This is a genomic window from Ruegeria sp. G12 (genome assembly GCF_056533565.1).
This window is the reverse complement of the sequence record NZ_JBQFOO010000006.1, coordinates 236,445-260,244: the sequence shown is the minus strand read 5'-3', so window position 1 is coordinate 260,244 and position 23,800 is coordinate 236,445. Positions and strand designations below refer to the sequence as shown.

24 protein-coding genes and 1 tRNA gene are annotated in these 23,800 nt (G+C 59.2%); 14 read left to right on the top strand and 11 right to left on the bottom strand.

Translation table 11 applies throughout. The features are described from left to right. Positions 1 to 85: 85 nt before the first annotated feature. Positions 86 to 162, top strand: a tRNA-Arg gene (locus ACR0JN_RS15395). Between the two features lie 159 nt (positions 163 to 321). Next, entirely contained in the window at positions 322 to 612 is a 291-nt protein-coding gene (locus tag ACR0JN_RS15390; protein WP_480886845.1) for a hypothetical protein, read from the top strand. A 61-nt stretch (positions 613 to 673) separates the two neighbouring features. On the opposite strand, the gene mepK is transcribed toward ACR0JN_RS15390, so the two are convergent. Next, positions 674 to 1,243 carry a peptidoglycan L,D-endopeptidase MepK gene (mepK, locus tag ACR0JN_RS15385; protein ID WP_480816836.1) on the bottom strand — a complete coding sequence of 190 codons (570 nt, stop codon included), beginning with the start codon at positions 1,241 to 1,243 and terminating at the stop codon, positions 674 to 676. Between the two features lie 353 nt (positions 1,244 to 1,596). On the opposite strand from mepK, the gene ACR0JN_RS15380 reads away from it, so the two are divergent. From ACR0JN_RS15380 to ACR0JN_RS15365, 4 genes are read left to right on the top strand one after another with little or no spacing between them, the layout of a single operon-like run. Then, positions 1,597 to 3,204, top strand: a complete 1,608-nt coding sequence (locus ACR0JN_RS15380; protein ID WP_480886843.1) for a L,D-transpeptidase family protein — start codon at positions 1,597 to 1,599, stop codon at positions 3,202 to 3,204. Positions 3,205 to 3,238: 34 nt separating this feature from the next. After that, positions 3,239 to 4,330, top strand: a complete 1,092-nt coding sequence (gene lpxD / locus ACR0JN_RS15375) for a UDP-3-O-(3-hydroxymyristoyl)glucosamine N-acyltransferase (RefSeq protein ID WP_480886841.1) — start codon at positions 3,239 to 3,241, stop codon at positions 4,328 to 4,330. A 32-nt stretch (positions 4,331 to 4,362) separates the two neighbouring features. After that, entirely contained in the window at positions 4,363 to 4,620 is a 258-nt protein-coding gene (locus tag ACR0JN_RS15370; RefSeq protein WP_170748843.1) for an acyl carrier protein, read from the top strand. 9 nt (positions 4,621 to 4,629) lie between these two features. Further along, complete coding sequence (locus ACR0JN_RS15365) at positions 4,630 to 5,838, top strand: beta-ketoacyl-[acyl-carrier-protein] synthase family protein (RefSeq protein ID WP_480816839.1); 1,209 nt, start codon at positions 4,630 to 4,632, stop codon at positions 5,836 to 5,838. Between the two features lie 48 nt (positions 5,839 to 5,886). Here ACR0JN_RS15365 and ACR0JN_RS15360 read toward each other — a convergent pair whose 3' ends face one another. Next, the gene (locus ACR0JN_RS15360) at positions 5,887 to 6,483 is read right to left on the bottom strand and encodes an invasion associated locus B family protein (RefSeq protein ID WP_480816840.1); all 597 of its coding nucleotides are present in this window, start codon (positions 6,481 to 6,483) and stop codon (positions 5,887 to 5,889) included. Positions 6,484 to 6,913: 430 nt separating this feature from the next. On the opposite strand from ACR0JN_RS15360, the gene ACR0JN_RS15355 reads away from it, so the two are divergent. Next, a complete protein-coding gene (locus ACR0JN_RS15355; RefSeq protein ID WP_480886839.1) occupies positions 6,914 to 8,461 on the top strand; it encodes a helicase HerA-like domain-containing protein in 1,548 nt (515 codons plus the stop codon). A 30-nt stretch (positions 8,462 to 8,491) separates the two neighbouring features. Here the strand turns inward: ACR0JN_RS15355 and ACR0JN_RS15350 are convergent, their stop codons facing one another. The 7 genes from ACR0JN_RS15350 to ACR0JN_RS15320 form a co-directional block, all read right to left on the bottom strand. Then, on the bottom strand, positions 8,492 to 8,743 hold the full coding sequence (locus ACR0JN_RS15350) for a hypothetical protein (protein ID WP_480886837.1): 252 nt from the start codon (positions 8,741 to 8,743) through the stop codon (positions 8,492 to 8,494). Between the two features lie 189 nt (positions 8,744 to 8,932). Further along, entirely contained in the window at positions 8,933 to 10,246 is a 1,314-nt protein-coding gene (locus tag ACR0JN_RS15345) for a branched-chain amino acid ABC transporter permease (RefSeq protein ID WP_480886835.1), read from the bottom strand. Beyond that, positions 10,243 to 11,253, bottom strand: coding sequence for a branched-chain amino acid ABC transporter permease (locus ACR0JN_RS15340; RefSeq protein WP_480886834.1), 1,011 nt, complete (start codon positions 11,251 to 11,253; stop codon positions 10,243 to 10,245). The genes ACR0JN_RS15345 and ACR0JN_RS15340 overlap by 4 nt, the downstream gene beginning before the upstream one ends. Further along, entirely contained in the window at positions 11,253 to 11,678 is a 426-nt protein-coding gene (locus ACR0JN_RS15335; protein WP_480886832.1) for a hypothetical protein, read from the bottom strand. The genes ACR0JN_RS15340 and ACR0JN_RS15335 overlap by 1 nt, the downstream gene beginning before the upstream one ends. A 38-nt stretch (positions 11,679 to 11,716) precedes the next feature. Beyond that, complete coding sequence (locus ACR0JN_RS15330) at positions 11,717 to 12,547, bottom strand: ABC transporter ATP-binding protein (protein WP_480886830.1); 831 nt, start codon at positions 12,545 to 12,547, stop codon at positions 11,717 to 11,719. Next, positions 12,544 to 13,332 (bottom strand): ABC transporter ATP-binding protein, encoded by a 789-nt coding sequence (locus ACR0JN_RS15325; protein WP_170470288.1) that lies wholly within the window; start codon positions 13,330 to 13,332, stop codon positions 12,544 to 12,546. Before ACR0JN_RS15325 ends, ACR0JN_RS15330 begins: the two co-directional genes overlap by 4 nt. A gap of 126 nt (positions 13,333 to 13,458) precedes the next feature. Further along, positions 13,459 to 14,640: an ABC transporter substrate-binding protein gene (locus tag ACR0JN_RS15320; RefSeq protein ID WP_480886828.1), complete on the bottom strand. Its 1,182-nt coding sequence runs from the start codon at positions 14,638 to 14,640 to the stop codon at positions 13,459 to 13,461. 160 nt (positions 14,641 to 14,800) lie between these two features. Here ACR0JN_RS15320 and ACR0JN_RS15315 point away from each other — a divergent pair, with 160 nt between their 5' ends. Beyond that, positions 14,801 to 15,895, top strand: coding sequence for a PQQ-dependent sugar dehydrogenase (locus ACR0JN_RS15315; protein WP_480886826.1), 1,095 nt, complete (start codon positions 14,801 to 14,803; stop codon positions 15,893 to 15,895). Here ACR0JN_RS15315 and ACR0JN_RS15310 read toward each other — a convergent pair. Continuing rightward, on the bottom strand, positions 15,892 to 16,896 hold the full coding sequence (locus tag ACR0JN_RS15310; RefSeq protein ID WP_480816849.1) for a GlxA family transcriptional regulator: 1,005 nt from the start codon (positions 16,894 to 16,896) through the stop codon (positions 15,892 to 15,894). The two genes, ACR0JN_RS15315 and ACR0JN_RS15310, sit on opposite strands and share 4 nt — an antisense overlap. Positions 16,897 to 17,065: 169 nt before the next feature. Here ACR0JN_RS15310 and ACR0JN_RS15305 point away from each other — a divergent pair, with 169 nt between their 5' ends. After that, on the top strand, positions 17,066 to 18,436 hold the full coding sequence (locus ACR0JN_RS15305) for a class II 3-deoxy-7-phosphoheptulonate synthase (protein WP_480886823.1): 1,371 nt from the start codon (positions 17,066 to 17,068) through the stop codon (positions 18,434 to 18,436). A 52-nt stretch (positions 18,437 to 18,488) separates the two neighbouring features. Here the strand turns inward: ACR0JN_RS15305 and ACR0JN_RS15300 are convergent, their stop codons facing one another. After that, entirely contained in the window at positions 18,489 to 19,109 is a 621-nt protein-coding gene (locus ACR0JN_RS15300; RefSeq protein ID WP_480886819.1) for a PAS domain-containing protein, read from the bottom strand. A 299-nt stretch (positions 19,110 to 19,408) separates the two neighbouring features. Here ACR0JN_RS15300 and ACR0JN_RS15295 point away from each other — a divergent pair, with 299 nt between their 5' ends. From ACR0JN_RS15295 to ACR0JN_RS15275, 5 genes are all read left to right on the top strand, one after another. Then, the gene (locus ACR0JN_RS15295) at positions 19,409 to 20,299 is read left to right on the top strand and encodes a YicC/YloC family endoribonuclease (RefSeq protein WP_480886814.1); all 891 of its coding nucleotides are present in this window, start codon (positions 19,409 to 19,411) and stop codon (positions 20,297 to 20,299) included. A gap of 17 nt (positions 20,300 to 20,316) precedes the next feature. Next, positions 20,317 to 20,958: a guanylate kinase gene (gene gmk / locus ACR0JN_RS15290; RefSeq protein ID WP_480886812.1), complete on the top strand. Its 642-nt coding sequence runs from the start codon at positions 20,317 to 20,319 to the stop codon at positions 20,956 to 20,958. Next, positions 20,955 to 21,479 (top strand): gamma carbonic anhydrase family protein, encoded by a 525-nt coding sequence (locus tag ACR0JN_RS15285; RefSeq protein ID WP_480886809.1) that lies wholly within the window; start codon positions 20,955 to 20,957, stop codon positions 21,477 to 21,479. Before gmk ends, ACR0JN_RS15285 begins: the two co-directional genes overlap by 4 nt. 30 nt (positions 21,480 to 21,509) lie before the next feature. Continuing rightward, a complete protein-coding gene (locus tag ACR0JN_RS15280) occupies positions 21,510 to 22,556 on the top strand; it encodes a sensor histidine kinase (protein WP_480886806.1) in 1,047 nt (348 codons plus the stop codon). Positions 22,557 to 22,751: 195 nt separating this feature from the next. Then, a complete protein-coding gene (locus ACR0JN_RS15275) occupies positions 22,752 to 23,792 on the top strand; it encodes a substrate-binding domain-containing protein (RefSeq protein WP_480886803.1) in 1,041 nt (346 codons plus the stop codon). Positions 23,793 to 23,800: the final 8 nt, after the last annotated feature.

Sequence of the window (23,800 nt, the reverse complement as noted above, 5' to 3'; positions counted from 1 at the left end):
CGGGTCAAACAACCGCCAAAACCTTTGCGCTGCAGACGGATTTCCAGTTGCACCCGGATCAGATCAGGGTTAGCTAACGGCCAAGGCACCTGTAGCTCAGCTGGATAGAGCGCTGCCCTCCGAAGGCAGAGGCCAGAGGTTCGAATCCTCTCAGGTGCGCCATTGCTCCTACATTCTATTGTTTTGACGGCGGTGATTTCGTGATCCTATCGCGTTGGCTTTTGGCATGTGGATGGTAGGCCGTCATCATCCAACGTTCTTTGATCGCATATTTTCTAGTATACTGAACTGGTTGGCGTCGCCCTTAGAGGAGGAAAGAACGTGCAACTTACTACTGAAAAGAAGCGCAAAATGCTCATCGCGGTTACGATCGCGCTTGTGGGCTCAATATTTGTTTCCGGCTTCTCGGCTGGGACCTTTTTAGTCTGGCTTGCAATTGGCAGCGCGATCGCCTTGATCCTGGGAAAACTAAAGGACGCAGAACCGGACGGCGATGATGCATTTGAGCCCGAAACCGGGCCTGAAGCAGAACGAAATGAAGGGGGTTCGGTCAATGACGCCGCGTCTGGTACGGATATAGGCGGCGGTGGTGGTGGCGACGCAGGACCCTAGACAGCCGGGGCGGGACACCGGTTGAAAATCAGTACTTAAATCTGCTTTTTGTCGCCTCGAACTATCCGCGCCAGCTGCGGATGACGCCGCAATCCATGTGCACGAAATTCGAACGGTAGTACTGGCCCACGCCACCTGCGCGGCAGGACATGGCCGCCTTGGCCATCTGGGACACCGAGCGGGATGCCAGACGCAGGTCAGCCGCCTGACCCTGCATATGCAGCGAGTTCCGCGCCACGCGGCGGGATTTCGACCGCAACATCGCGTTGGTCTGGGGCGAGCGGTAGCCCGACAGCAGCATATACGGCTCGTTCACATCCAGAAGATTGTGCGAGGCTGCCATGATGTCGATTGTGCGCAGATCCATGGACTTGACCTGATCGGTCCGCCAGTCGCGCATGAAGTGGTTCACCTCTTTGACGGCATCCTTGATGTATTTGCCATCTACCCAATAGATCATGTCGATCCGTTCGCCCGTGCGACCGGAATACATGCGAATCCGGCGGATATCGCCTCCGCCGCGAAGGAAACCTGCTGCATTGGAAAAAGTAGGTGCTGCGGCAACCGCCGTGGCCGCAAATGCGCCCAATAGGGCACGCCGGGTCAAGCCCGATGCACTGCTCTTGGTCATTTCTTGTCGTCCCGTACTGTTCCTGCCTGCGCACGATGTTACGCGCGCTGTCTTAATTTTTTCCCATCCCAGATGGCAGTTTTATGGCACAATCGGATTCTACGGCCAAGAAGTGTTTCATTTGCACCTTATCAAGGGGGAATTTTCGGCAGTTTTTTGCGCACCTGACGTAAAATTGCACATTTTTGAGGAGCTGAGTCTTTTGCGCAACCCGTTCGATGCAAACGCGCATCATGCGCGGAAAGAAGCATTTGAGTAAGGAGATTGTGAATAGACAATCATACCAGTGAAAAACGATATTAATCCGGCGTATCTCCCATATGCGCAACATATTGAATAACCAAGGTCATCCCATGTTCTCAGTTTTTCGGACCAGTACCAGTATCTTGATCACCTCAGTTTTTGTGGCGACCGCTGCTGTGGCCAACACCTCAGGCGATGTCAGGCCGGGCACGGCCTTTCAGATGGCCATTGCCGAGGCGACGCCCGCGTCATCGGGGATTGGCGAGTTCTACCGGACGAACGGATTCTCGCCGATCTGGGTGGGTGATACGCAGGAACATGCGCAACGGCGCGCGGCCCTGATCAAGGCGCTGTCCGACGTTCACATGCATGGTCTGCCCGCTGCGCGCTATGATGTGAAGGCGCTGATCGAGCGGATGGAGCAGGCGCGCTCGGTCCGGGATATGGGCGCGATCGAGGCTGAACTGAGCCAGGTTTTTGTGACCTATGCGGATGATGTTTACTCTGGCACGCTGCGCCCGGCGCAAGTTGACGATGGTCTGGTGCGGACGGTCAAGCGGCGTAGTGCGGCGGATCATTTGCAGGGGCTGAATGCTCAGGGGGCTGGCTATTTTCAGGCGCTGGCCCCGCAGACGCGCCAGTACCGCGCGCTGATGAAACAGAAAATGGCACTGGAAGCGTTGATCAACCAGGGCGGCTGGGGTTTGACTGTTCCGGTTTCCAAGCTGGAATATGGCGACACCGGTCCCAACGTGATCAAACTGCGTAATCGTCTGGTGACGATGGGATATCTGAAGCCTACCGCCAGCCCGTCCTTCGATGACACTCTTCTGGCCGCCGTGCGCGCCTTTCAAACCGCGCATGGGTTGGAACCTGACGGCGTGGCGGGGCAGGGAACGATCACGGAACTCAACCGCTCGGTCTCGGACCGGCTCAAGGCCGTTTATGTCGCGTTGGAACGGGAACGCTGGTTGCCTCGTGAACGTGGCGAGCGGCACATCCTTGTCAATCAGGCCGATTTCTCGGCCAAGATTGTTGATGACGGTCTGGTGACGTTCGAAACCCGCGCCGTGATCGGCAAGAACGTGCATGACCGCCGTAGCCCCGAATTCTCGGACGAGATGGAGCATATGGTGATCAATCCAAGCTGGTACGTGCCACGCTCGATCATCACCAAGGAATATCTGCCGCAATTGCAGTCGGACCCCAACGCGGTCGGCCATATCCAGATCACCGACCGCAGCGGCCGTCAGGTGGATCGTGGCGCGGTGGACTTTACCCAGTTCACCCGCAGCAACTTCCCGTTTGCCATGCGCCAGCCACCGAGCAAGAGCAACGCGCTGGGTCTGGTGAAGTTCATGTTCCCCAACAAGTACAACATCTATCTGCATGATACGCCACAGAAAAGTCTGTTTGCGCGCGAGGTGCGGGCGTTCTCGCATGGTTGCATCCGCCTCTCGGACCCGTTTGGATTTGCGTATGCGCTGCTGGCGAAGCAGGAGGAGAATCCCAAGGCGTTTTTTCACCGTGTGCTGAACACCGGGAAAGAGACCACGGTTAAGCTGGACAAGAAGGTGCCGGTGCATCTGATTTACCGCACGGCCTATATTGGCCCGAAAGGCGAAATCCAGTATCGCCGGGACGTCTACGACCGGGATCGCAAGATTTGGGATGCTCTGCAAAAGGCGGGGGTGGCCCTGCCGGACGTTCAGGGTTAAGCACAGGGCAAATCCTGCCAAAAGGAAGCCCGCCATGCAGTTTACCGTTCAGCAAATCGCCGACAGTCTGGGGGCCGAGTGTCAGGGCGACACCGGCCTGACCATCATGCGGGCGGCTGAGCCCGCCGATGCCGGGCCAACCGATCTGGCAATGGCGATGTCCCCCAAATATGCCGAGGCGCTCTTGGACAGCAATGCACGCGCGGCCGTCCTGTGGGAGGGTGCGGATTGGCAGGCGCTGGGTTTGCGCGCGGCGATTTTTGTCGGGCGTCCGCGGATGGCGATGGCCGGGATCACCGCGATGCTGGATCGGGGGCAGGGGGTTGAACCGGGCATTCACCCTTCGGCTGTGATTGATCCTACTGCTGAGATTGGTGCTGATGCCTCAATCGGGCCGCTGGCCGTGATCGGCGCGCGGGCCCGGATTGGCGCGGGCGCGGTTATTGGAGCGCATTGCGTGGTCGGTATGGATTCGGTTTTAGGTGAACAGGCGGTGCTGCGCGAGATGGTCAGCATTGGCGCACGGGCGCAGATCGGCGACCGCTTCATCGCACAGCCAGGCGCGCGGATTGGTGGCGACGGTTTCAGCTATGTAACGCCGGAAGTCTCGGGGGCCGAAAACGCACGCAAGACGTTGGGCGATCAGGGCGATGCCAAGGCCCAAAGCTGGCTGCGCATCCACTCGCTGGGCGCGGTCGAGATCGGTGACGATGTCGAGGTCGGATCGAACTGCACCGTCGACAATGGCACGATCCGCAATACGCGCATCGGTGATGGCTCGAAACTGGATAACCTCGTCCACGTCGGCCACAACACGCGGGTCGGGTGGGATTGCCTGCTGTGCGGGCAGACCGGCGTATCCGGTTCGGTCGAGATCGGTAACAACGTGGTTCTGGGCGGGCAGACCGGCGTGGTCGATAACATCTTCATCGGTGACGGCGTGATCTCGGGCGGTGGCACCAAGATTCTGTCTAACGTCCCGGCGGGGCGGGTGATTATGGGCTATCCGGGCATCAAGATGGAAACCCATACAGATGTGTATAAAGCCCAGCGCCGCCTGCCGCGCATGGCCCGCGACGTTGAGGCACTGAAAAAGGCTGTTTTCAAACAGTCCCCGAGCGATTAAATCATCCTCAGATTGATAATCAGGGGATCGATATGAGCATCAGCGACCGCGTCATCGCGATCATTGCAGAGCAGGCCGTGCTGGAGCCATCTGATGTGACGCCCGAAAGCACCTTGGAGGATCTGGGCATCGACAGCCTTGGTCTGGTCGAAAGCATTTTCGCCATTGAGGAAGAGTTCGACATCTCGGTCCCGTTCAACGCCAACGAACCCGAAGCCAACGATTTCGACATCTCGAACGTCGCCGCGATCATTGCCGGGATCGAAAAGCTTGTGTCGGAAAAGGTCTGACAGACGACTATGAAACGCGTTGTCATTACCGGTGCTGGCACCATCAACTCGTTGGGCCACTCGGTCCCCGACACCCTTGAAGCGATGCGCGAAGGCCGTTGCGGTATCTCGGAACTCGAGTTTCGTGACGTTGACCGGCTGGCGATCAAGATCGGCGGTCAGGTGCGCGGGTTCGAGGCCGAGGGGCGGTTCAACCGCCAGCAAATGTCGCTGTATGACCGGTTCACCCAGTTCACCCTGACTGCGGCGAAAGAAGCGATTGAACAGTCGGGCATCGAATTCCACGGCGAACTGGCCGCCCGGTCCGGTGTGGTGCTGGGCACTGCCGGTGGCGGTGTGTCGACATGGGACGACAATTACCGCTCGGTCTACGAAGATGGTAAAAACCGGGTTCACCCCTTCGTTGTTCCCAAGCTGATGAACAACGCCGCCGCCAGCCATGTGTCGATGGAACACAACCTCAAGGGCCCGAGTTTCACGGTTTCGACCGCTTGCGCCTCGTCCAACCACGCGATGGCGCAGGCGTTTCAGATGGTCCGCAGCGGCGCGGCGCCGGCCATGATCACTGGCGGGTCCGAGTCGATGCTGTGCTTCGGCGGGGTCAAGGCGTGGGAAGGGCTGCGCGTGATGTCCAAGGACGCCTGCCGCCCCTTCAGCGCCAACCGCAACGGTATGGTGCAGGGCGAAGGGGCCGGGATTTTTGTGTTCGAGGAATACGAACACGCACGCGCGCGCGGCGCTGAGATACTGTGCGAGCTTGTGGGGTTTGCGATGTCGTCGGACGCTTCGGACATCGTGATGCCAAGCAAGCAAGGCGCATCGCGCGCGATGTCGGGCGCGTTGGCGGATGCGAAGCTAAACGCGGGCGATGTGGGTTATATCAACGCGCACGGAACCGGTACTGCCGCTAATGACAAGACGGAATGCGCGGCGGTGGCGGATGTGTTCGGGCCGCATGCGGATGATCTGATGATCTCATCCACGAAATCCATGCATGGCCACCTGATCGGGGGCACCGGCGCGGTGGAACTGCTGGCCTGCATCATGGCGCTGCGCGACGGGGTGATTGCGCCGACGATTGGCTATGAAGAACCCGATCCAGAATGTGCGCTGGATGTGGTGCCAAACGAAGCGCGCGAGGCCAAGGTGGATGTGGCGCTAAGCAACGCCTTTGCTTTTGGCGGGCTGAACGCGGTTCTGGCACTGAAAAAGATCTAAACGTGTCCGCCGCCACAGGATCGTGGCGGCGAAATTGCCATCAGTTTCTTAGTTTGTGTTGACGGAAAGGCCGTCGAACCCGGCGGTGAAGCCAGACAGCGAGACATCCATCTCAAGCACCTGATTGGGCGCAACGACCGGCACCAGTGAAATCACGGCTGTGCTTCCGGCTTTCATCGCATCCACGTCACCTTGGGTGAACCCCATCTGAACCAGGCAGCCCACCGGGTTGCAGTGGTGATAATCGTACAGCTTGCGCGGCGCACCATCGATCGACAGCGCCAGTTGGGCCTGCAGCAGCGTTTCCAGCGGAACAATGACGGTTGCACCGGCAACGGCGGCGTTACCCTCGGGCAGTTTCTGGATCGTGATTTCCGCGATGGGCTGCCCTTGCTGGCCATTCAGCAACTGCCGCATCGCGCAAGGGTCCGCATCGGCCTCGGTCTTGATGCATGAGATTTGCCAGTCGCCGGTCTCTTCTTTCACATATTGCTCGCCCAGACGCGGGCCGGTTTCGCCCAGATCGAGCTGGCTGCCGTTTTCCGCCGCCGGGGTCTCATCGGACGTTGCCGCCTCTTGCGCGCTGACAGCGCCGCCGATAAGGGCCGCCGCCACAATATTGAAAGAGAGGATTTTCTTGATCATGCTTGCCTCGGGTATGGTGATTGAGCTTTTTGTTTCCTCTAACACCCTTCCGGCCCGCTGTCAGTCACTAAGCGATATGCGATTCTGAAAGTGAACGGATTCTTGCCAAACCGCTTTGCCCGGCCACGAAAAAAGGGAGCTGGTGGAGCAGCTCCCTTTCAAATTGGTTCTCCCCGTCGGACTGGCCGACTTAGTTATGCGCAAACCCTACGGAAGGGGCGCACGGGGGTCAACTGCAAACCTGAAATTTTAATGACACCATCAGGTTTGCATAAGAGTTGGGCAAAAAGGCCGTGCCCGAAGGCACGGCCAGTCGACAGGGAGGAAGTCTGCCCCCACGACTTGCACCGCGAAGGCAGCGATTGGACTATGGCAGTCAATGGTTAAGTTTGTATGCTGGTGCCGGATCGGTGGACATTAAGGCGGACATATGAGCGATAAGGTTTTTGTAGGTGGCGCGGGTCAGGACTATGCTGAGCCGCAGGGTCTTGCGCTGAAATACGCCAATCGCCACGGTTTGATCGCGGGGGCAACGGGGACAGGCAAAACGGTCACGCTGCAGATCCTTGCCGAGGGCTTTTCCGCTGCTGGCGTTCCGGTCTTTCTGTCTGACATCAAGGGTGATCTGTCGGGCCTGGCCTTGCCGGGCAGCGAAACCCACAAGCTGCATCAGGCGTTTCAGGACCGGGCCACGCGTATCGGCTTTGCCGATTTCGCCTACGCAGCCTGCCCGGTCACGTTCTGGGACCTGTTCGGCGAACAGGGACATCCGGTGCGCACCACGGTGACCGAGATGGGGCCCTTGCTTCTCTCCCGTCTGATGGAGCTCAGCGAGGCGCAGGAAGGTATTCTGAACATTGCCTTTCGTGTGGCCGATGAAGAGGGGATGCCGCTGCTGGACCTCAAAGATCTGCAGGCCTTGCTGGTCTGGATTGGCGAGAACCGGGCGCAATTGTCCTTGAGGTACGGCAACGTCTCGACCGCGTCGATCGGTGCGATTCAGCGACGTTTGCTGGTGCTGGAAAATCAGGGCGGGACAAAACTGTTTGGCGAACCAGCGCTCGATCTGGCCGATCTGATGCGCAGGGATGAAAACGGGCAGGGGATGGTGAACATCCTTGCCTCGGACAAGCTGATGGGGTCGCCGCGCCTCTATGCGACGTTCCTTCTGTGGCTGCTGAGCGAGTTGTTCGAGGAACTGCCCGAGGTCGGCGACCCCGACAAACCCAAGCTGGTGTTCTTCTTTGACGAGGCGCATCTGCTGTTTGACGACGCGCCCAAGGTGCTGGTCGACAAGGTCGAACAGGTCGCGCGTTTGATCCGGTCAAAAGGGGTTGGCGTGTATTTTGTCACCCAGAACCCGGCAGACATCCCCGAGGACATTCTGGGCCAGTTGGGCAACCGCGTCCAACATGCGCTACGCGCCTTCACGGCCCGCGACCGGAAGAACCTGCGTCTTGCGGCGGAAACCTATCGCGAGAACCCCGCGTTCGACACCGAAACCGCCATTCGTGAGGTCGGAGTGGGTGAGGCGGTCACGTCGATGCTGCAGAAGAAAGGCGTGCCGGGCGTGGTTGAACGCACTTTGATTCGACCGCCGGGGTCTCAGTTGGGGCCGATTTCTAAATCCGAACGGAAAGCCATTTTGCAGGCGTCCCCGATGGCTGAAAAATATGACAAACCGGTTGATCGAAAGTCGGCCTTCGAAATCCTGCAGGCCCGCGCCGAGGCCGCCGCAAAGGAAGCTGAGGCCGCCGAGGCCGAAGAGGTGTTGGACCTGCAAACACCGATGGAGCGCGAGTACGCCTCGGCCCGCAGGTATTCCGGCAGCCGGGTCGGGCGGTCCTCCTCCCGGCGTGTGCGCAGGAAAGACACGTTCGCTTCGGCGGTGGGAGAGGCCGTGATTAAAGAACTGAAAGGCACGACCGGACGCAGGATCGTGCGCGGTATTCTGGGTGGGCTGTTCCGTAATCGGTAAGCGCCGAAGAAGGCACCCGACAAGCGTGCATCACCGGTTCAGGCGACGCCGACCCTCTTCCTGGCAAACGGCATCCGCCTCGGCGACGGACATCTTGGTTGCGGGATAATCAATCGCCCGGTCCCAAATCACGCGGTCTTGGCGATAAAGCTGACAGGTGACAACACCCTTGGCGTTCGGCACCTGAACCGGCGCGGTTTCAAGGTCCTCGGGCGAGGGCACGCAGGCCGTGAGGGCCGCGACGACCGGCAGAAGGATCGGGAGGAGGAGTGGTTTTTTCATTGCGTTAACATCTACTCTTATCAGTGAGCGTTCATGATCGTTACGGATCGGCCAGTTTCGTGTGAGCGAGCGCCGGACAGACCGCACCAAAACTACAGAGCGGTGCACCCGTTTATTCAAAAATCCCTTCTGAATCAAGAAACCGCGCCCTCTTTCAGGCGCGGTTCCTGAATTTGGGAGGATTTTAGCCTATTTTTCGGGAATTAACCCTCTTGGGCTGAATCTAAGGACAATCAGCAGGATCAGCCCCATGGTAAACAACCGCATATGGGCTGCGCTTTCGACCAGATGTGCCTTGAGCGCACTGCCATCGGGCATTCCGGCGGTGATCAGGTTCATCATCCAAAGGCCAATGGGTTCGACCTGCACCCACAGGAACCAGATCAGGAACGCCCCAAGAACGGCGCCGAAGTTGTTACCCGACCCGCCGACGATCACCATCACCCAGACCAGGAAGGTAAAGCGCAGCGGGTTATACGTGCCCGGCGTCAACTGGCCGTCCAACGTCGTCATCATCGCACCGGCAATACCGCAAACGGCCGAGCCCAGAACGAAGATTTGCAAATGCCGGCGGGTGACATCTTTGCCCATCGCCTCGGCCGCGACCTCATTGTCACGAATGGCCCGCATCATGCGGCCCCACGGGCTTTTGAGTGCCATCTGCGCCATCCACAGCAACAGAAGCAGCACGATCAGGAACAGCAGCGAATAGCCCAGCTTGACCGACAGCGTCGAGGCCGTGACCGGATCGATTCCGAACCACTCAGCACGGGCGAGGAAGGATGGGTCTTGCTGCAGCTCGACCTCATACCCCACAACGGGCGAGGGGCGTGGGATGCCGTAGACATTCTTGACGCCCCGGGCCAGCCAGTCTTCGTTCTTCATGATCGCAATGATGATCTCGGCAATGCCCAGCGTGGCAATCGCCAGATAGTCCGAACGCAGACCCAGCGCGGTCTTGCCGATCAGCCATGCAGCACCGGCGGCCAGTAACCCTCCGGCAGGCCACGCCAGCAGAACCGGCAGGTTCAGACCGCCGATATTGCCTGCGATGGCGGGATCGATTTCCTCGATCGCGGCGATGCTGGGATCAAAGATCGCGCGGTAGACGAAAAACCCGACGACGAGAATGCCGATGATTGCCAGCGTCTGCACACGCCCTTTGGGCATCTTCTGCGCCACCATGACCGCTGCCACAACCGTCGCCGCGCCCAGCAGCAGGGCCAACACGACGCCATAGCCGCCCGCCGACCACGCACCGGGCGTTGGCGGGGTCGAGACCAGCACAACCGCCAGCCCGCCAAGCGCGACAAAGCCCATGACGCCGACGTTGAACAGCCCGGCAAAGCCCCATTGCAGGTTCACCCCGATTGACATGATGGCCGAGATCAGCCCCATGTTCAGGATCAGGATCGCGGCGTTCCAGCTTTGCGTGAAACCGGTCAGCAGGATCAGCCCGCCGACGACGACGAAAAGCAGCGTATTTCTGACGGGCTCGCTCATATCACTTTCCCCTTGAACAGGCCCGTGGGCTTGAACAGCAGCACGATCAGCAGGATCACAAAGCTGACGGCGAATTTGTAATCGGTGGACAGGAACTGGACGAGGCCCGAGGGCTCAAGGCTTTCGGGTGCCAGATATGTCAGCACCTTTTTCCAGGCGTAGGTGATGGTAACCTCGGAAAACGCGATGATGAATCCACCTGCGATGGCGCCCAATGGATTGCCCAAGCCCCCCACGATGGCCGAGGCGAAGATCGGCAGCAGAAGCTGGAAATAGACGAAGGGTTTGAAGCTTTTGTCCAGCCCGTACAGCACGCCCGCCGTGGTTGCGAGTGCTGCGACGATGATCCATGTGATCATCACCACGCGCTCGGGATTGATGCCGGACAGCAGGGCCAGATCCTCGTTATCCGAATAGGCGCGCATGGATTTGCCGGTGCGCGTCTTGTTCAGAAACCAGAACAACAGCACCACCGCGGCAACCGCCACGATCACGGTAATGCCCTGAGAGGTCTTGATCGCCAGCCCCTCACGCAGCCCGGTCATCGCCTTGAAATCCCGAGCCGAGACGATGAACCGCGCACCGTCCGAAAAGCGCTGGTCATCCGGCCCGATGATGAACCGCACGAGGCCGTTCATGATGAACATCACGCCCATTGACACGATCACCAGAATGACCGGTTTTGCCTTTTGGTCTCGGTAGAACCTGTAGACCAGCCGGTCGGTGATCAGCACCAGAACGATACAGCCCAGAATGGCAAAGGGCAGGGCGAGCAGAGCGGTCGGCAACGGCCCGAAACTGACCCCGGCGGCTTGTAGGCCCCACGTGACCAGCACAGCGATCATCGCGCCAAAGGCCATCGTGTCGCCATGTGCAAAATTCGAAAACCGCAGGATGCCATAGATCAGCGTCACCCCCAGCGCGCCCAGCGCCAACTGGCTGCCATAGGCGATTGCGGGAACAAGGACGAAGTTGGAGAGCGCCACAAGGGCGTTGAGGAAGTCCATTATTTGCTTTCACACCCCTGAAACTCTACGAGAAATTCGGAGAGGCTTGAATTTGTAAAGTATCTTTCAATCCACTCGTAACCGCGCGGAACGTAGGCTAGGTGCAACACGCCGCTTTCTATGGAATCTTCATTGCCGCCTCGAAAATCCACGGCATGGTCATTCGGCAATGAAGTCGAAAAGTCGTAGTCTGGTTTTCCGTGAAAACCATCGTCAAGAAGTTCGACCCTTGTATAGTAACCATCGTCTTTTGGTGCGTGTCCTAAATAGACGGCTTGCTCGCCGTTAAATACGACCAGCAGTAACCTAAGTTCGCGTGATTTGTTTTTGCAAGGTCCGTCCACCCTGCAGACGGAAACTGTTCTGCATTCCAGAGTTGCAGCATAATCGATGGCTTCCTCGAACGCAGCAACCGGTCCAGTCATGAGTGTTGTCAACATTATGGCGCAGACTGACCGCATCCTCACCCCCCCAGGAAACTCTTGCGCACTTCCGGATCGGCCAGCAGTTTCTTGCCCGTGCCGGTATAGGCATTCCGCCCCTGAACCAGCACATATCCCTTATCCGCGATCTCCAGCGCCTGACGGGCGTTCTGTTCGACCATCAGGATCGGCAAGCCGGTGCGCGAGACCTCGATGATCCGGTCAAACAGTTCATCCATCACGATGGGCGAGACACCGGCGGTGGGTTCGTCCAGCATCAGCACCTTGGGCTGTGTCATCAGCGCGCGGCCTACCGCAACCTGTTGGCGTTGGCCGCCCGACAGCTCTCCGGCGGCTTGGTTGCGCTTGTCGCGCAGGATGGGGAACAGGTCATAGACCTGCTCCATCGTCTGGCTGATGTCGTCGCGGCGGATGAAAGCGCCCATCTCAAGATTCTCTTCCACCGTCATTGAGGTGAAGATGTTCGAAGTCTGTGGCACAAACCCCATACCGCGCATCACGCGATCCTGCGGGGTGAGTGCGGTGATATCCTCTCCGTCCAGTCGCACCGCGCCAGAGCGCACGTCCAGCATCCCGAACACGGCTTTCATCGCGGTGGATTTGCCCGCGCCGTTGGGGCCGACGATGACTGCGATCTCGCCCTTGTCCACGGCGATTGTGCAGTCGTGCAGGATGTCCGGCCCTTTGCCATATCCGCCGGTCATGGTGTCGCCGATCAAGAACGGGCCGCCCTCGACCCGATGCGTCTCACCGCTTTTGCGATGAGCGGGGGTCATGGTGCCCATGCCCTTTGGGTTGGTGATCGAGAGGTCCTTGTTGCCCTTGTCGTCCTGGTAGGGGTTGTCGTTCATGCACCCGCCTCCAGCTTGTCTTTGTTCTTAAGGCCGGTGCCCAGATAGGCTTCGATCACGTGCTCATTGGCCTTGATCTCGTCCAAGGTGCCTTCGGCCAGAACCTTTCCCTCGGCCATACAAATGACCGGATCACAGATCTTACCGATGAAATCCATGTCGTGTTCGATGACCACGAATGTATAGCCGCGTTCCTTGTTCAAACGCAGGATCGTGTCGGCGATGGTCATCAAAAGGGTGCGGTTTACGCCCGCGCCGACCTCGTCCAGAAATACGATCTTGGCGTCCACCATCATGGTGCGGCCCAGTTCCAGCAGTTTCTTCTGCCCGCCCGAGACCTGACCGGCCTTGTGATCGGCCAGATGTTCGATGGTCAGGAATTCCAGCACTTCGTCGGCCTTGGCTTTCAACGCGCGTTCTTCATCCGCGATGCGTTTACGTCCGAACCACGTGTTCCACAGCGATTCACCGGATTGCGCACCGGGCACCATCATCAGGTTCTCGCGGCAGGACATCGAGGAGAACTCATGCGCGATCTGGAACGTGCGCAGCAGGCCCTTGTGAAACAGCTCATGCGGGGGCAGGCCGGTGATATCCTCACCATCCATGTGAACCTTGCCGCTGGTCGGCGGCAGGACGCCCGCGATCACGTTGAACAGAGTGGTTTTCCCGGCCCCGTTCGGCCCAATCAGACCGGTGATCGAGCCCTTTTGGATTTCCAGCGATGCCCCGTCCACCGCATGAAACCCGCCGAAATGCTTGTGCACGTCTTCGACGACGATCATCTTTTCCCCTAGCCGCCGTTTACCGGCGTTGTTGCCCATCCCCCTGTAAGAGGTGCGGCCTTTTGTCATTGAAACAGCCCGGACACAAGGCCCGGGCTGCTTGTTTTTATGACTGTTAACCTCAGATCAACGGAAGTTGACTGTCTTGTTCTCGCCGTCGGTCACTTCGATCTCACGGTAGGAACCCGCGCTTTCGCCAGGGCCGATCAGCTCAACACCGGACGCGCCGACATAGTCGATCTCCTGACCGGCAGCCAGCAGTTCCAGACCCTTGGCCAGTTCGCCGGGATAGATTTTTTCGCCCGGCGCGTTGGCGACGTCCATGATCTTCGCGCCGTAGTCCGCCGGGCTGGTCGAGCCTGCGGCCTGCATCGCCAGCATGAACAGCGCGGCTGCGTCATAGCTTTCCGGCGAGTAAGGCGACGAGCCGTCGAAACCGGCGGCTTCGGCCATGGCGAAATACTTCTCGGCACCTTCACCGCCCGAACCGGCGATCTGACCGAACGAGCCGTTCAGGTCTGGGCCGACATTGTTGGGCAGCGAGTCGCCGATCATGCCGCCGGGCAGACCGAACGTGTCAAACGCACCGCTGTCCAAGGCCGACTGGATGATGCCCAGACCACCCTGATCCAGATAGCCCGCAACAACCAGAATGTCGCCACCGGCCGAGGCCAGCGCGCCAACTTCAGCCGAATAGTCGGCTTTACCGTCTTCGTGCGCTGCAACAATGGTCACTTCACCACCCGCTGCTTCAAACGAGGACTGGATCGCGTCCGCCAGACCCTTGCCATAGTCATTGTTGGTGTAAGTCAAAGCGATCGAGCTGATGCCGCGATCGTTCAGGATGTCGGCCATCACTTCACCTTCGCGCGCATCCGACGGGGCGGTGCGGAAGAACAGGCCGTTGTCTTCCATCGTCGACAGACCCGGAGACGTGGCCGACGGAGAAATCATGACCATGCCATTCGGAATCGCCACGTTCTGCAGGATCGCGCCAGTCACGCCCGAGCAGTCGCCGCCGATGATACCGGCAACGCCATCTGCGATCATGCGTTCGCCGTTCGAGGTGGCCAGACCGTTGTCGATACACCCGGTGTCGGCGCGCGAGGCGGTCACTTTGGTGCCGTCGAGAAGCTTGCCGGATTCAGTGACCTCGGCCATTGCCATCTCGGCACCCGAACCCATTGCGGGGGCCAGCGATTCAATCGGGCCGGTGAAGCCGAAGAGAACGCCCAGCGTGACATCCTCGGCCATTGCGGTGCCCGAAAGCAGAGCGGTTGCTGCAGTTGCTGTAAGCAGCTTTTTCATATGGTTACTCCCTGTTATGAACGTATTCGTTCTGGGCACGACCCTAGGCAAGCTGTTCGGAAAAGAAAAGTCCTAACGGAAAAGTGTTTTTCCAGCCAAAGACCCTATTTGTTCAGATGGGTTTCCCAGGCGAAGACGCGCCATTTGACGGAGGGTTAAGATGATCCGGGCATTCGTAATACTCATTTTGGCATGGGCCAGTATAGCCACGGCGGAAACGCTGCAATCCGCTGAAGGGCCGGTGCGCGTTACGAAAGTGGTGGGCGGGCTGGATACGCCGTGGGCTGTCGGCATTCTGCCCGATGGCAGCTTTCTGGTCACCGAACGAGACGGGGAAATCCTCTACGTCAATGGCTCCCAGGTCCAGCGCGTATCGGGCGTTCCGAAAGTTGCCGCTTCGGGGCAGGGCGGTTTGCTGGACATCACAATCGCGCGGGATTTTGATCGCAGTCGCGAAGTGTTTCTGACCTTCTCGAAACCTCAAAGCGGCGGTGCAGGAACGGCCCTTGCCGTGGCGCGCCTGTCAGAAGACGGCAAGCGACTGACGAATCTGCGTGTTATTTTCGAGGCTGTGCCGGGCGGATCAGGTGGTCGGCACTTTGGCTCTCGGGTGGTCGAGGCGCAGGATGGTACGCTTTACCTGACGATTGGGGACCGGGGCGACCGGCCTTCGGCGCAGGACCGGGCGACAGTGATGGGGTCGGTGATCCGTGTCGCGCGGGATGGCTCGGTTCCCGCTGACAATCCGTTTGTTGGACAGTCCGGCATACGCCCGGAAATCTGGTCTTATGGCCATAGAAACCCGCAAGGCGCGGGGCTGGATGCACGCGGCAGGCTGTGGGTTTCCGAGCACGGCGCGCGTGGCGGGGATGAGGTCAACCTTGTGCAAAAGGGTGCAAACTACGGCTGGCCCGTGATCTCATACGGCACCCATTATTCCGGCCAGAAGATCGGCGAAGGCACGTCGAGACAGGGTATGGAGCAGCCTGAATTCTACTGGGACCCGTCCATCGCACCGTCCGCCCTGATGGTGTACTCGGGCAAGCTGTGGCCGCAGTGGAAGGGTGATGTGTTCGTCGGCTCGCTCAAATTCGACTATATCGCCCGCCTTGCCGGTTCGCCGCTGCGCGAGGTCGAACAGATCAAAGGCCCTCAGACAGAACGTGTTCGCGATATCGTCGAAGCGCCCGACGGGTCGATCTGGTTTATTTCGGTAGGTCAGGGCGCGGTCTACCGCATGACGCCCGACGGCTAGACTGACAGCCGCCCACTTTGCGCCCCTCGTTCCCGGTAGGGCGTTGTGTTGTAATGCGCGCGGTAACATTTTGAGAAATGGCTGGGCGACGCAAACCCGCAGGCGAGCGCCACGTTGATGACGCTCATATCGGTCTGCATCAGCAAGTTGCGCGCCTTGTGCAGCCGCAACTCCATGTAATACCGCTTGGGTGACCGGCTCAGATAGCGGCGAAAAAGGCGTTCCAGCTGACGGGTGGACATACCGACGTCCTTGGCAAGGATCGAGGGCGAGATCGGTTCCTCGATGTTTTTCTCCATCATCAGAATGACTTGGCTGAGCTTGGGGTGACGCACACCGATCCGCGTGGGCGTCGACAGACGCTGGGTGTCCTGATCCGTGCGGATCGAGGAATAGATCATCTGATCTGCCACGGCATTGGCAAGATCCTCGCCATAATCGTCGGCGATCAGCTTTAGCATCAGGTCAATCGACGATGTTCCGCCTGCCGTTGTCATCCGGTTGCCGTCGACAAGAAACACCGATTTTGTCAGTTCCACACTGTCGAACTCTTCGGCAAAACTGTCCGAGTTTTCCCAATGGATCGTCGCTTTCTTTCCGTCCAGCAACCCGGCTTTGGCCAGAGTATAGGCGGCAGTACACAACCCGCCGACTTTGACACCCTTCCGCGCCTCGCGGCGCAGCCAGTTCAGAACGCGTTTGGTCGTAGCCGCCTGAACATCGACGCCGCCGCAGACCATGATCACCTCGTCGCGCTGCAACTCGCCCAAATCGGCGTCCAGCTTAAAGGTCGTCCCGGCCGAGCAAGACACAACCTCGCCACCTTCCCCGGCCAACGTCCACGTGTAGATCGTGCGGTCGGCCATACGGTTGGCGATCCGCAGGCTGTCCAGCGCCGAGGCAAAGGACAAAAGCGAGAACTTGTCCAGCAGGACAAAAACGAAATTGACGGGCTTGTCTGTGCTTCCGTCCACTGTGACAACTTGGCGTTGCTCTTGCATGGCGATTTGTCCTTTATTCGACGCCTTGTGACGGTGCGTCCGGCGACAGATATGGCAGCCACCATGATCAAAGCTTGTTTGCGTCGTCAAGAGGCGCAAATGGGATATGGTCACTCATCAAAGCTTTTTGTATAGAGACCCCCTGAATACTTCAGCGGAGATCAAAGCTATGACCGAATGGCAAAAAACGAACTGGCGCAACAAGCCCCGGGTTCAGATGCCAGACTATACCGACGCGGCCGCGCTGGCCAAGGTCGAGGCCCAGCTTTCGCAGTATCCCCCGCTGGTCTTTGCGGGCGAGGCGCGGCGGCTCAAGCAACATCTGGGTGCTGCTGGCCGTGGTGAGGCGTTCCTGCTGCAGGGCGGGGATTGCGCTGAAAGCTTTGAACAATTCAGCGCGGACGCAATCCGGGACACGTTCAAGGTGATGCTGCAGATGGCGATGGTGTTGACCTATGGCGCAAAGGTGCCCGTGGTCAAAGTGGGCCGTATGGCGGGTCAGTTCGCAAAACCGCGCAGCGCCCCGACCGAGGTTGTGGATGGTGTGGAACTGCCCAGCTACCGCGGTGACATCATCAACGAATTGGCCTTCACGCCCAAGGCGCGGATTCCGAATCCGGGCAAGATGCTGCAGGCCTACACACAGGCAGCGGCTACGCTGAACCTGCTGCGCGCGTTCTCGACCGGCGGTTTCGCCGATATGAGCCACGTGCATTCCTGGACCCTGGGCTTTGCCGACGGTCAGGACGTTCAGAAATATTCCGAGATTGCTGACCGCATTCAGGATTCGATCGATTTCATGGGGGCTGCAGGCATCACCGCAGACACCACCCATGAATTCTCATCGGTCGAGTTCTACACCAGCCACGAAGGCCTGCTGCTGGAATATGAAGAGGCGCTGACCCGTCTCGATTCCACCTCGGGCAACTGGCTGGCAGGCTCGGGTCACATGATCTGGATCGGCGACCGTACCCGTCAGCCCGACGGCGCGCATGTTGAATTCGCGCGTGGCGTTCTGAACCCGATTGGTCTGAAATGCGGCCCGACCACGACCGCCGAGGACCTGAAAGTTCTGATGTCCAAGCTGAACCCCGAAAACGAAGAGGGTCGCCTGACCCTGATCGCCCGGTTCGGCGCGGGTAAGGCGGGTGAGCATCTGCCGCGTCTGGTCAAGGCCGTCAAGGAAGAGGGTGCGAAGGTCACCTGGGTCTGCGACCCGATGCACGGCAACACGATAAAATCGGCCACGGGCTACAAAACCCGCCCGTTTGACTCGGTGCTGCGCGAGGTGCGCGATTTCTTCGGAGTACATCAGGCCGAGGGCACAATCCCCGGCGGTGTGCATTTCGAGATGACCGGTCTGGACGTCACCGAATGCACCGGTGGCGTGCGCGCCGTGACCGAAGAGGACCTGTCGGACCGCTACCACACCGCCTGCGACCCGCGCCTGAACGCGTCGCAGTCGCTGGAACTGGCCTTCTTGGTGGCCGAGGAACTAACCAACCTGCGCCGGAACGGTTCAAAACGCGCCGCTGGCTGATCGCTGATGCAGATGTAATGGAAACGGCGGGCCGATGGCTCGCCGTTTTTTGTCAGTCGTCGCGTGAATAGATCAGCCGCAGATGGCTGGAGGAGGCTTTGAAATCAGCCTGATCTTCAGCGAAACCTTCGGCCTCCTGAACATTGGGCTTTGCAGGGGGCTGAATCTCGGAAACGGCTTTGATCCGCGTATCCGCGACGGAAAAGCGGCGCGGCGTGGGGCCGATGGTGCCATCGCTAACCATGACGCCCAAAGCCCGGCTAACATCGCCCAGATCGCTTTTCAGCGGCAACAGGATCATGCGCGCCTGCAGACGGGGGCGCCCCATTGCGCCGCTGGACACCAGCCCAAGCTCGGCAATGACCGGAGCCGCGAAAACCTGTTCCAGCGTGTCCTTGATGGCCAGGCGCCCTTCGGGTTCAAAGAATGAGGTCAACGGCATCCCGCGCACCTCCATCCCCGCCAACTTGTTCATGTGGCTTCCAGCCAGCCGAAACCGCGCCAGACCGGGCGCGATGCGTTCCAGTATGAACGTGTATTCCAGAACATTCTCTAACCCGCGCGGGTCGATCTGCGACCGCATCGGCACACCGTCACCGGTTAACAGGGCGGACCAATAAGCCTCGGCCTGTCGGATCGGCGAGAGGCTGCGCCCACTGTCAAAGCGATCCATGGCAACGATCTTTCCAAATTCTGACCCGGAACCAATCCCGAAAAAGGTTTTCATTTTCATAACCCTAGCATCAACCGATCACCATTTTAGTAGAATGCAACACATCGGGTGCATCTATGGCGCAACTGCATGTCCTGTCGCGAGATTGACACGGGTTAAGTCTATTTTGGAGCAATTCCTTAACGAATGGTTAACCACTGCAGAAGATTTGCTTTCTCAGCAGAGTCTTGCCCTGCATGGCCCAATAGCATTAGGTGCAGCAAGCGGGCAGCAGTAGGGCAGATTAAGGAAGGGCAGTCATGATCAAATCCATGACCGGGTTCGCCGCAGGCAAGGGCGAGTTCGGGCCGCATAGCTGGACGTGGGAATTGCGCAGCGTGAACGGTAAAGGCCTGGACATGCGCATCCGGGTGCCCGAGAGGCTGACAGGGCTTGAAGCCGCTTTGCGCGCGACGCTGTCCAAATCGCTGAGCCGGGGTAACGTCACCCTGTCGATGCGGGTCAGCCGCGATGAATCTACGCCCGATCTGGCGCTGAACGAAACCACCATGACCGCCGCGCTGGATGCATTGCAGCAAACACAGGACATGGCCGCCGCGCGTGGTATCACGCTTGCGCCGTCTTGCGCCGCTGATCTGCTGGCCATGAAGGGCATGATGGAAGCGGGGACTGAGGCCGACGACCCGGCCCCTCTGGTCGCGCATCTGACCAAGGAGTTTGCCCCGCTTCTGGCCGCCTTCATCGAGATGCGCGGGAAAGAAGGCGAGGCTTTGGCCGGGGTCCTTACGGCCCAGTTGGATCAGGTTGCGGCGCTGACTGCGCAGGCGGCTGATCTGGCCGAAAAGCGTAAGGGCAAGATGGCTAACGCGCTGCGCGAAAACCTCGCCCGTGTGATGGACAACGCGCAGGGGGCAGACCCAGACCGCGTGGCGCAGGAACTGGCGCTGATCGCGGTCAAGGCCGATATCACAGAAGAGATCGACCGCCTGACCGCCCACGTGGCGGCAGCCAGCGACCTGCTGACCCAGAATGGCGCGGTCGGTCGAAAGCTGGATTTCCTGATGCAGGAGTTCAATCGTGAGGCCAACACGCTGTGCTCGAAAGCGCAAAGCGCCGAGCTGACCTCGGTCGGGCTGGAACTGAAGGCCGTCATCGACCAGATGCGCGAGCAGGTGCAAAACGTTGAATAATAAAGGAAACCAGTGACATGGCGGACCGTCGCGGCCTACTCATCATCCTGTCCTCGCCCTCGGGCGCGGGCAAATCCACTCTGGCCCGCCGATTGATGGCTTGGGACACCGATTTGGAATTCTCGGTGTCTGCAACAACCCGCGCGCCGCGTCCGGGCGAAGAACATGGGCGCGAATACTACTTCCTGACGGAAGACGCCTTTAAACAGCAGGTGGCGGACGGGCAAATGCTGGAACATGCGCATGTATTCGGTAACTTCTATGGCTCGCCTGCCGGTCCGGTGCGCGACTCGATCAACTCGGGGCGCGATGTCCTGTTTGACGTGGACTGGCAGGGCGAGGTTCAGATCCGCAATTCGGATCTGGGCAAACACGCGCTGTCGATCTTCATCCTGCCGCCCTCGATCCCCGAGTTGCGCCGCCGGTTGGAAACGCGCGGGCAGGACAGTGAGGACGTAATCGCCAAGCGGATGCTCAAAAGCTGGGACGAGATCAGCCACTGGGGCTATTACGATTACGTTCTGGTCAATGACGATCTGGATTCCACGGAAGAAAAGCTGAAAACGATTGTCAGCGCCGAACGCATGCGGCGCATTCAACAACCGTCATTGCAGGACCACGTCCGGCAACTGCAAAACGAATTCGAGGGGCTGTCATGACCATCTACGCTTTGGGAGACAACACACCGCATATTCACGAGGACACCTGGGTCGCGCCGGATGCCAATCTGATCGGTAAGGTGGTTCTGGAGCAGGGCGCGTCGGTTTGGTTTGGCTGTACGATTCGCGCCGATCACGAGGAAATTCGTGTGGGGCAGGGCAGCAATGTGCAGGAAAACTGCGTCATGCATATCGACGCGGGCTATCCACTGACGATCGGGGCGAGCTGCACCATCGGCCACAAGGTCATGCTGCATGGCTGCACGATTGGTGACAACACGCTGATCGGAATGGGAGCCATTGTTCTGAACGGGGCCAAGATCGGCAAAAACTGTTTGATTGGCGCGGGCGCACTGATCACAGAAGGCAAGGAAATCCCTGACAACTCGCTGGTCATGGGATCGCCCGGCAAGATCGTCCGCGACGTGGATGAGGTGATGGCGCAGAAGTTGACGCTCAGCGCGTTGCACTATCAGGAAAACATGCGCAAGTTTCGCGAAACTATGAAGCCCGTAGGCTAGGGCGCGGGCATTCATCGCTGGGTAACGAAAATGTCTGATGACCTACTTGCCGAATTTGTCTCGGCCATTCCGATGCCCGCTCTGATGGTCGATCAGACCGAGCGAATTATTGCGGCCAATATCGATGCCAGAACCTTGCTGGGACAGAACATCGAAGGCAGGCATTTCGCCACGATCCTGAGGCAACCTCAGGTCATTGAGGCGATGGAGCAAAGCCTGAGCACCAAGGGCCGGTCCGAGACCCGGCATCTGTCGAACGACGGCGCGCAGGACACGACTTTTGACGTTCAGTTCCGGTACATGAATGGGGTCGGCGCTGTGTCAGGCGGTGCCTCTCTGGCGATCTTTCAAGACGTCACACATCTGGAGCAGGCAAGCCAGATGCGCCGCGATTTTGTGGCCAATGTCAGCCACGAATTGCGCACCCCGCTGACCGCGCTGATGGGGTTCATCGAAACTCTGCGGGGCCCGGCGCGCGATGATGAGGCGGCGCGGGATCGGTTTCTGCAGATCATGGCGGATGAAGCCAACCGGATGAACCGTCTGGTTGGCGATCTTCTGTCCCTCAGCCGGGTGGAAAGCAATGAACGCATCCGGCCGAAAGAACAATTGGAACTGACGGGCCTTCTGCAATCGACTTTGAATTCGCTGAAACCCCTGGCCGAAGATGCAGGTGTGACCTTGTCGCTAAGCGCACCGCACGACCCGGTCCTGCTGGCGGGGGACAGTGATCAGTTGCGGCAGGTGTTTACCAACCTCGTCGAAAACGCGATCAAATATGGCGGCAGTGGAGGCAGCGTCGAAATGCGTATCGCTTCCCTGGAACGAGACACCGCCATTCGCGGTCCGGCTGTGCGCGTCCAGATTATCGACCAGGGTCCGGGGATCGATCCCGTTCATCTGCCCCGACTCACCGAGCGATTCTATCGCGCCGACAGCCACCGCTCGCGCGAACTTGGGGGGACGGGGCTTGGGCTGGCCATCGTCAAGCATATCGTCAATCGCCACCGCGGGCGTCTGCGCGTTGAGAGCGAGGTTGGGAAAGGCTCTGTTTTCACAGTGATTTTGCCCCGGTGAGACGTCCTTTCGTCTTCCGGATAGCGCCGGTCGCGGAATGGTGATGGGACGTTGATGACAGGAAAAATGAAGTAAATCTAATCTTGTCATAAAAGCGTTACACGCTTGTCACAAAAGGCTTACGCACGGCCCCTAGGGGGATGCCCAGGATCATCATGGGGGTGATCAGATTGTACCTTTTTCAGGGAGACTGAAATGTCCTTTGTAAAACTGTCGGCTTCGGCACTTGCCATCGCTGCCGTATCGGCCACAACCGCTGCCGCGCGTGACAACGTTCAGGTTGCAGGCTCGTCGACTGTGCTGCCTTACGCTTCGATCGTCGCAGAACTGTTCGGTGAAAACACCGACTTCCCGACACCGGTTGTGGAATCGGGTGGCTCGTCCGCAGGTCTGAAGCGTTTCTGCGAAGGCGTTGGCGAAAACACCATCGACGTTGCAAACGCGTCGCGCGCGATCCGCGAAAAAGAAATCAAAGCCTGTGCCGAAAACGGCGTGACCGACATCATGGAAGTCCGCATCGGCTATGACGGCATCGTCTTTGCCAGCCAGCAGTCCGGCCCTGCCTTCACCGCGTTCCAGCCGGCTGACATCTACAACGCCATCGGCGCAAAGGTCATGAAAGACGGCGCTCTGGTCGACAACAGCTTCAACACCTGGGCCGAATTCAACGGCGACCTGCCTGACGTTGAGATTGCCATGTTCATCCCGGGCACCAAGCACGGCACCCGTGAAGTGTTCGAAGACAAGGTTCTGCTGGCAGGCTGTGAAGCCACCGGTGCCATGGAAGCCATGGTTGCAGGCGGCATGAGCGAAGATGACGCCGAAGACGCATGCCTGGACGTCCGCACCGATGGTAAGTCGGTCGACATCGACGGCGACTACACCGAAACTCTGGCCCGTATCGACACCAACCCGAACGGCATCGGCGTGTTTGGTCTGGCGTTCTACGAGAACAACACCGATAAGCTGAAAGTGGCCACCATGGGCGGTGTTGCACCATCGACCGAGACCATCGCCTCGGGTGAATACCCCGTGTCGCGCCCGCTGTTCTTCTACGTCAAGAAAGCGCATATCGGCGTGATCCCGGGTCTGAAAGAGTACGCTCAGTTCTTCACCCATGATGAAATCGCAGGCGGTTCCGGCCCGCTGGCCAACTATGGCCTGGTTGCCGATCCTGAGCTGGCCAAAACCCAAGACGCGATTGCGAACGAAGTGACCATGGGCTCGGGTAGCTAAGCCTGATG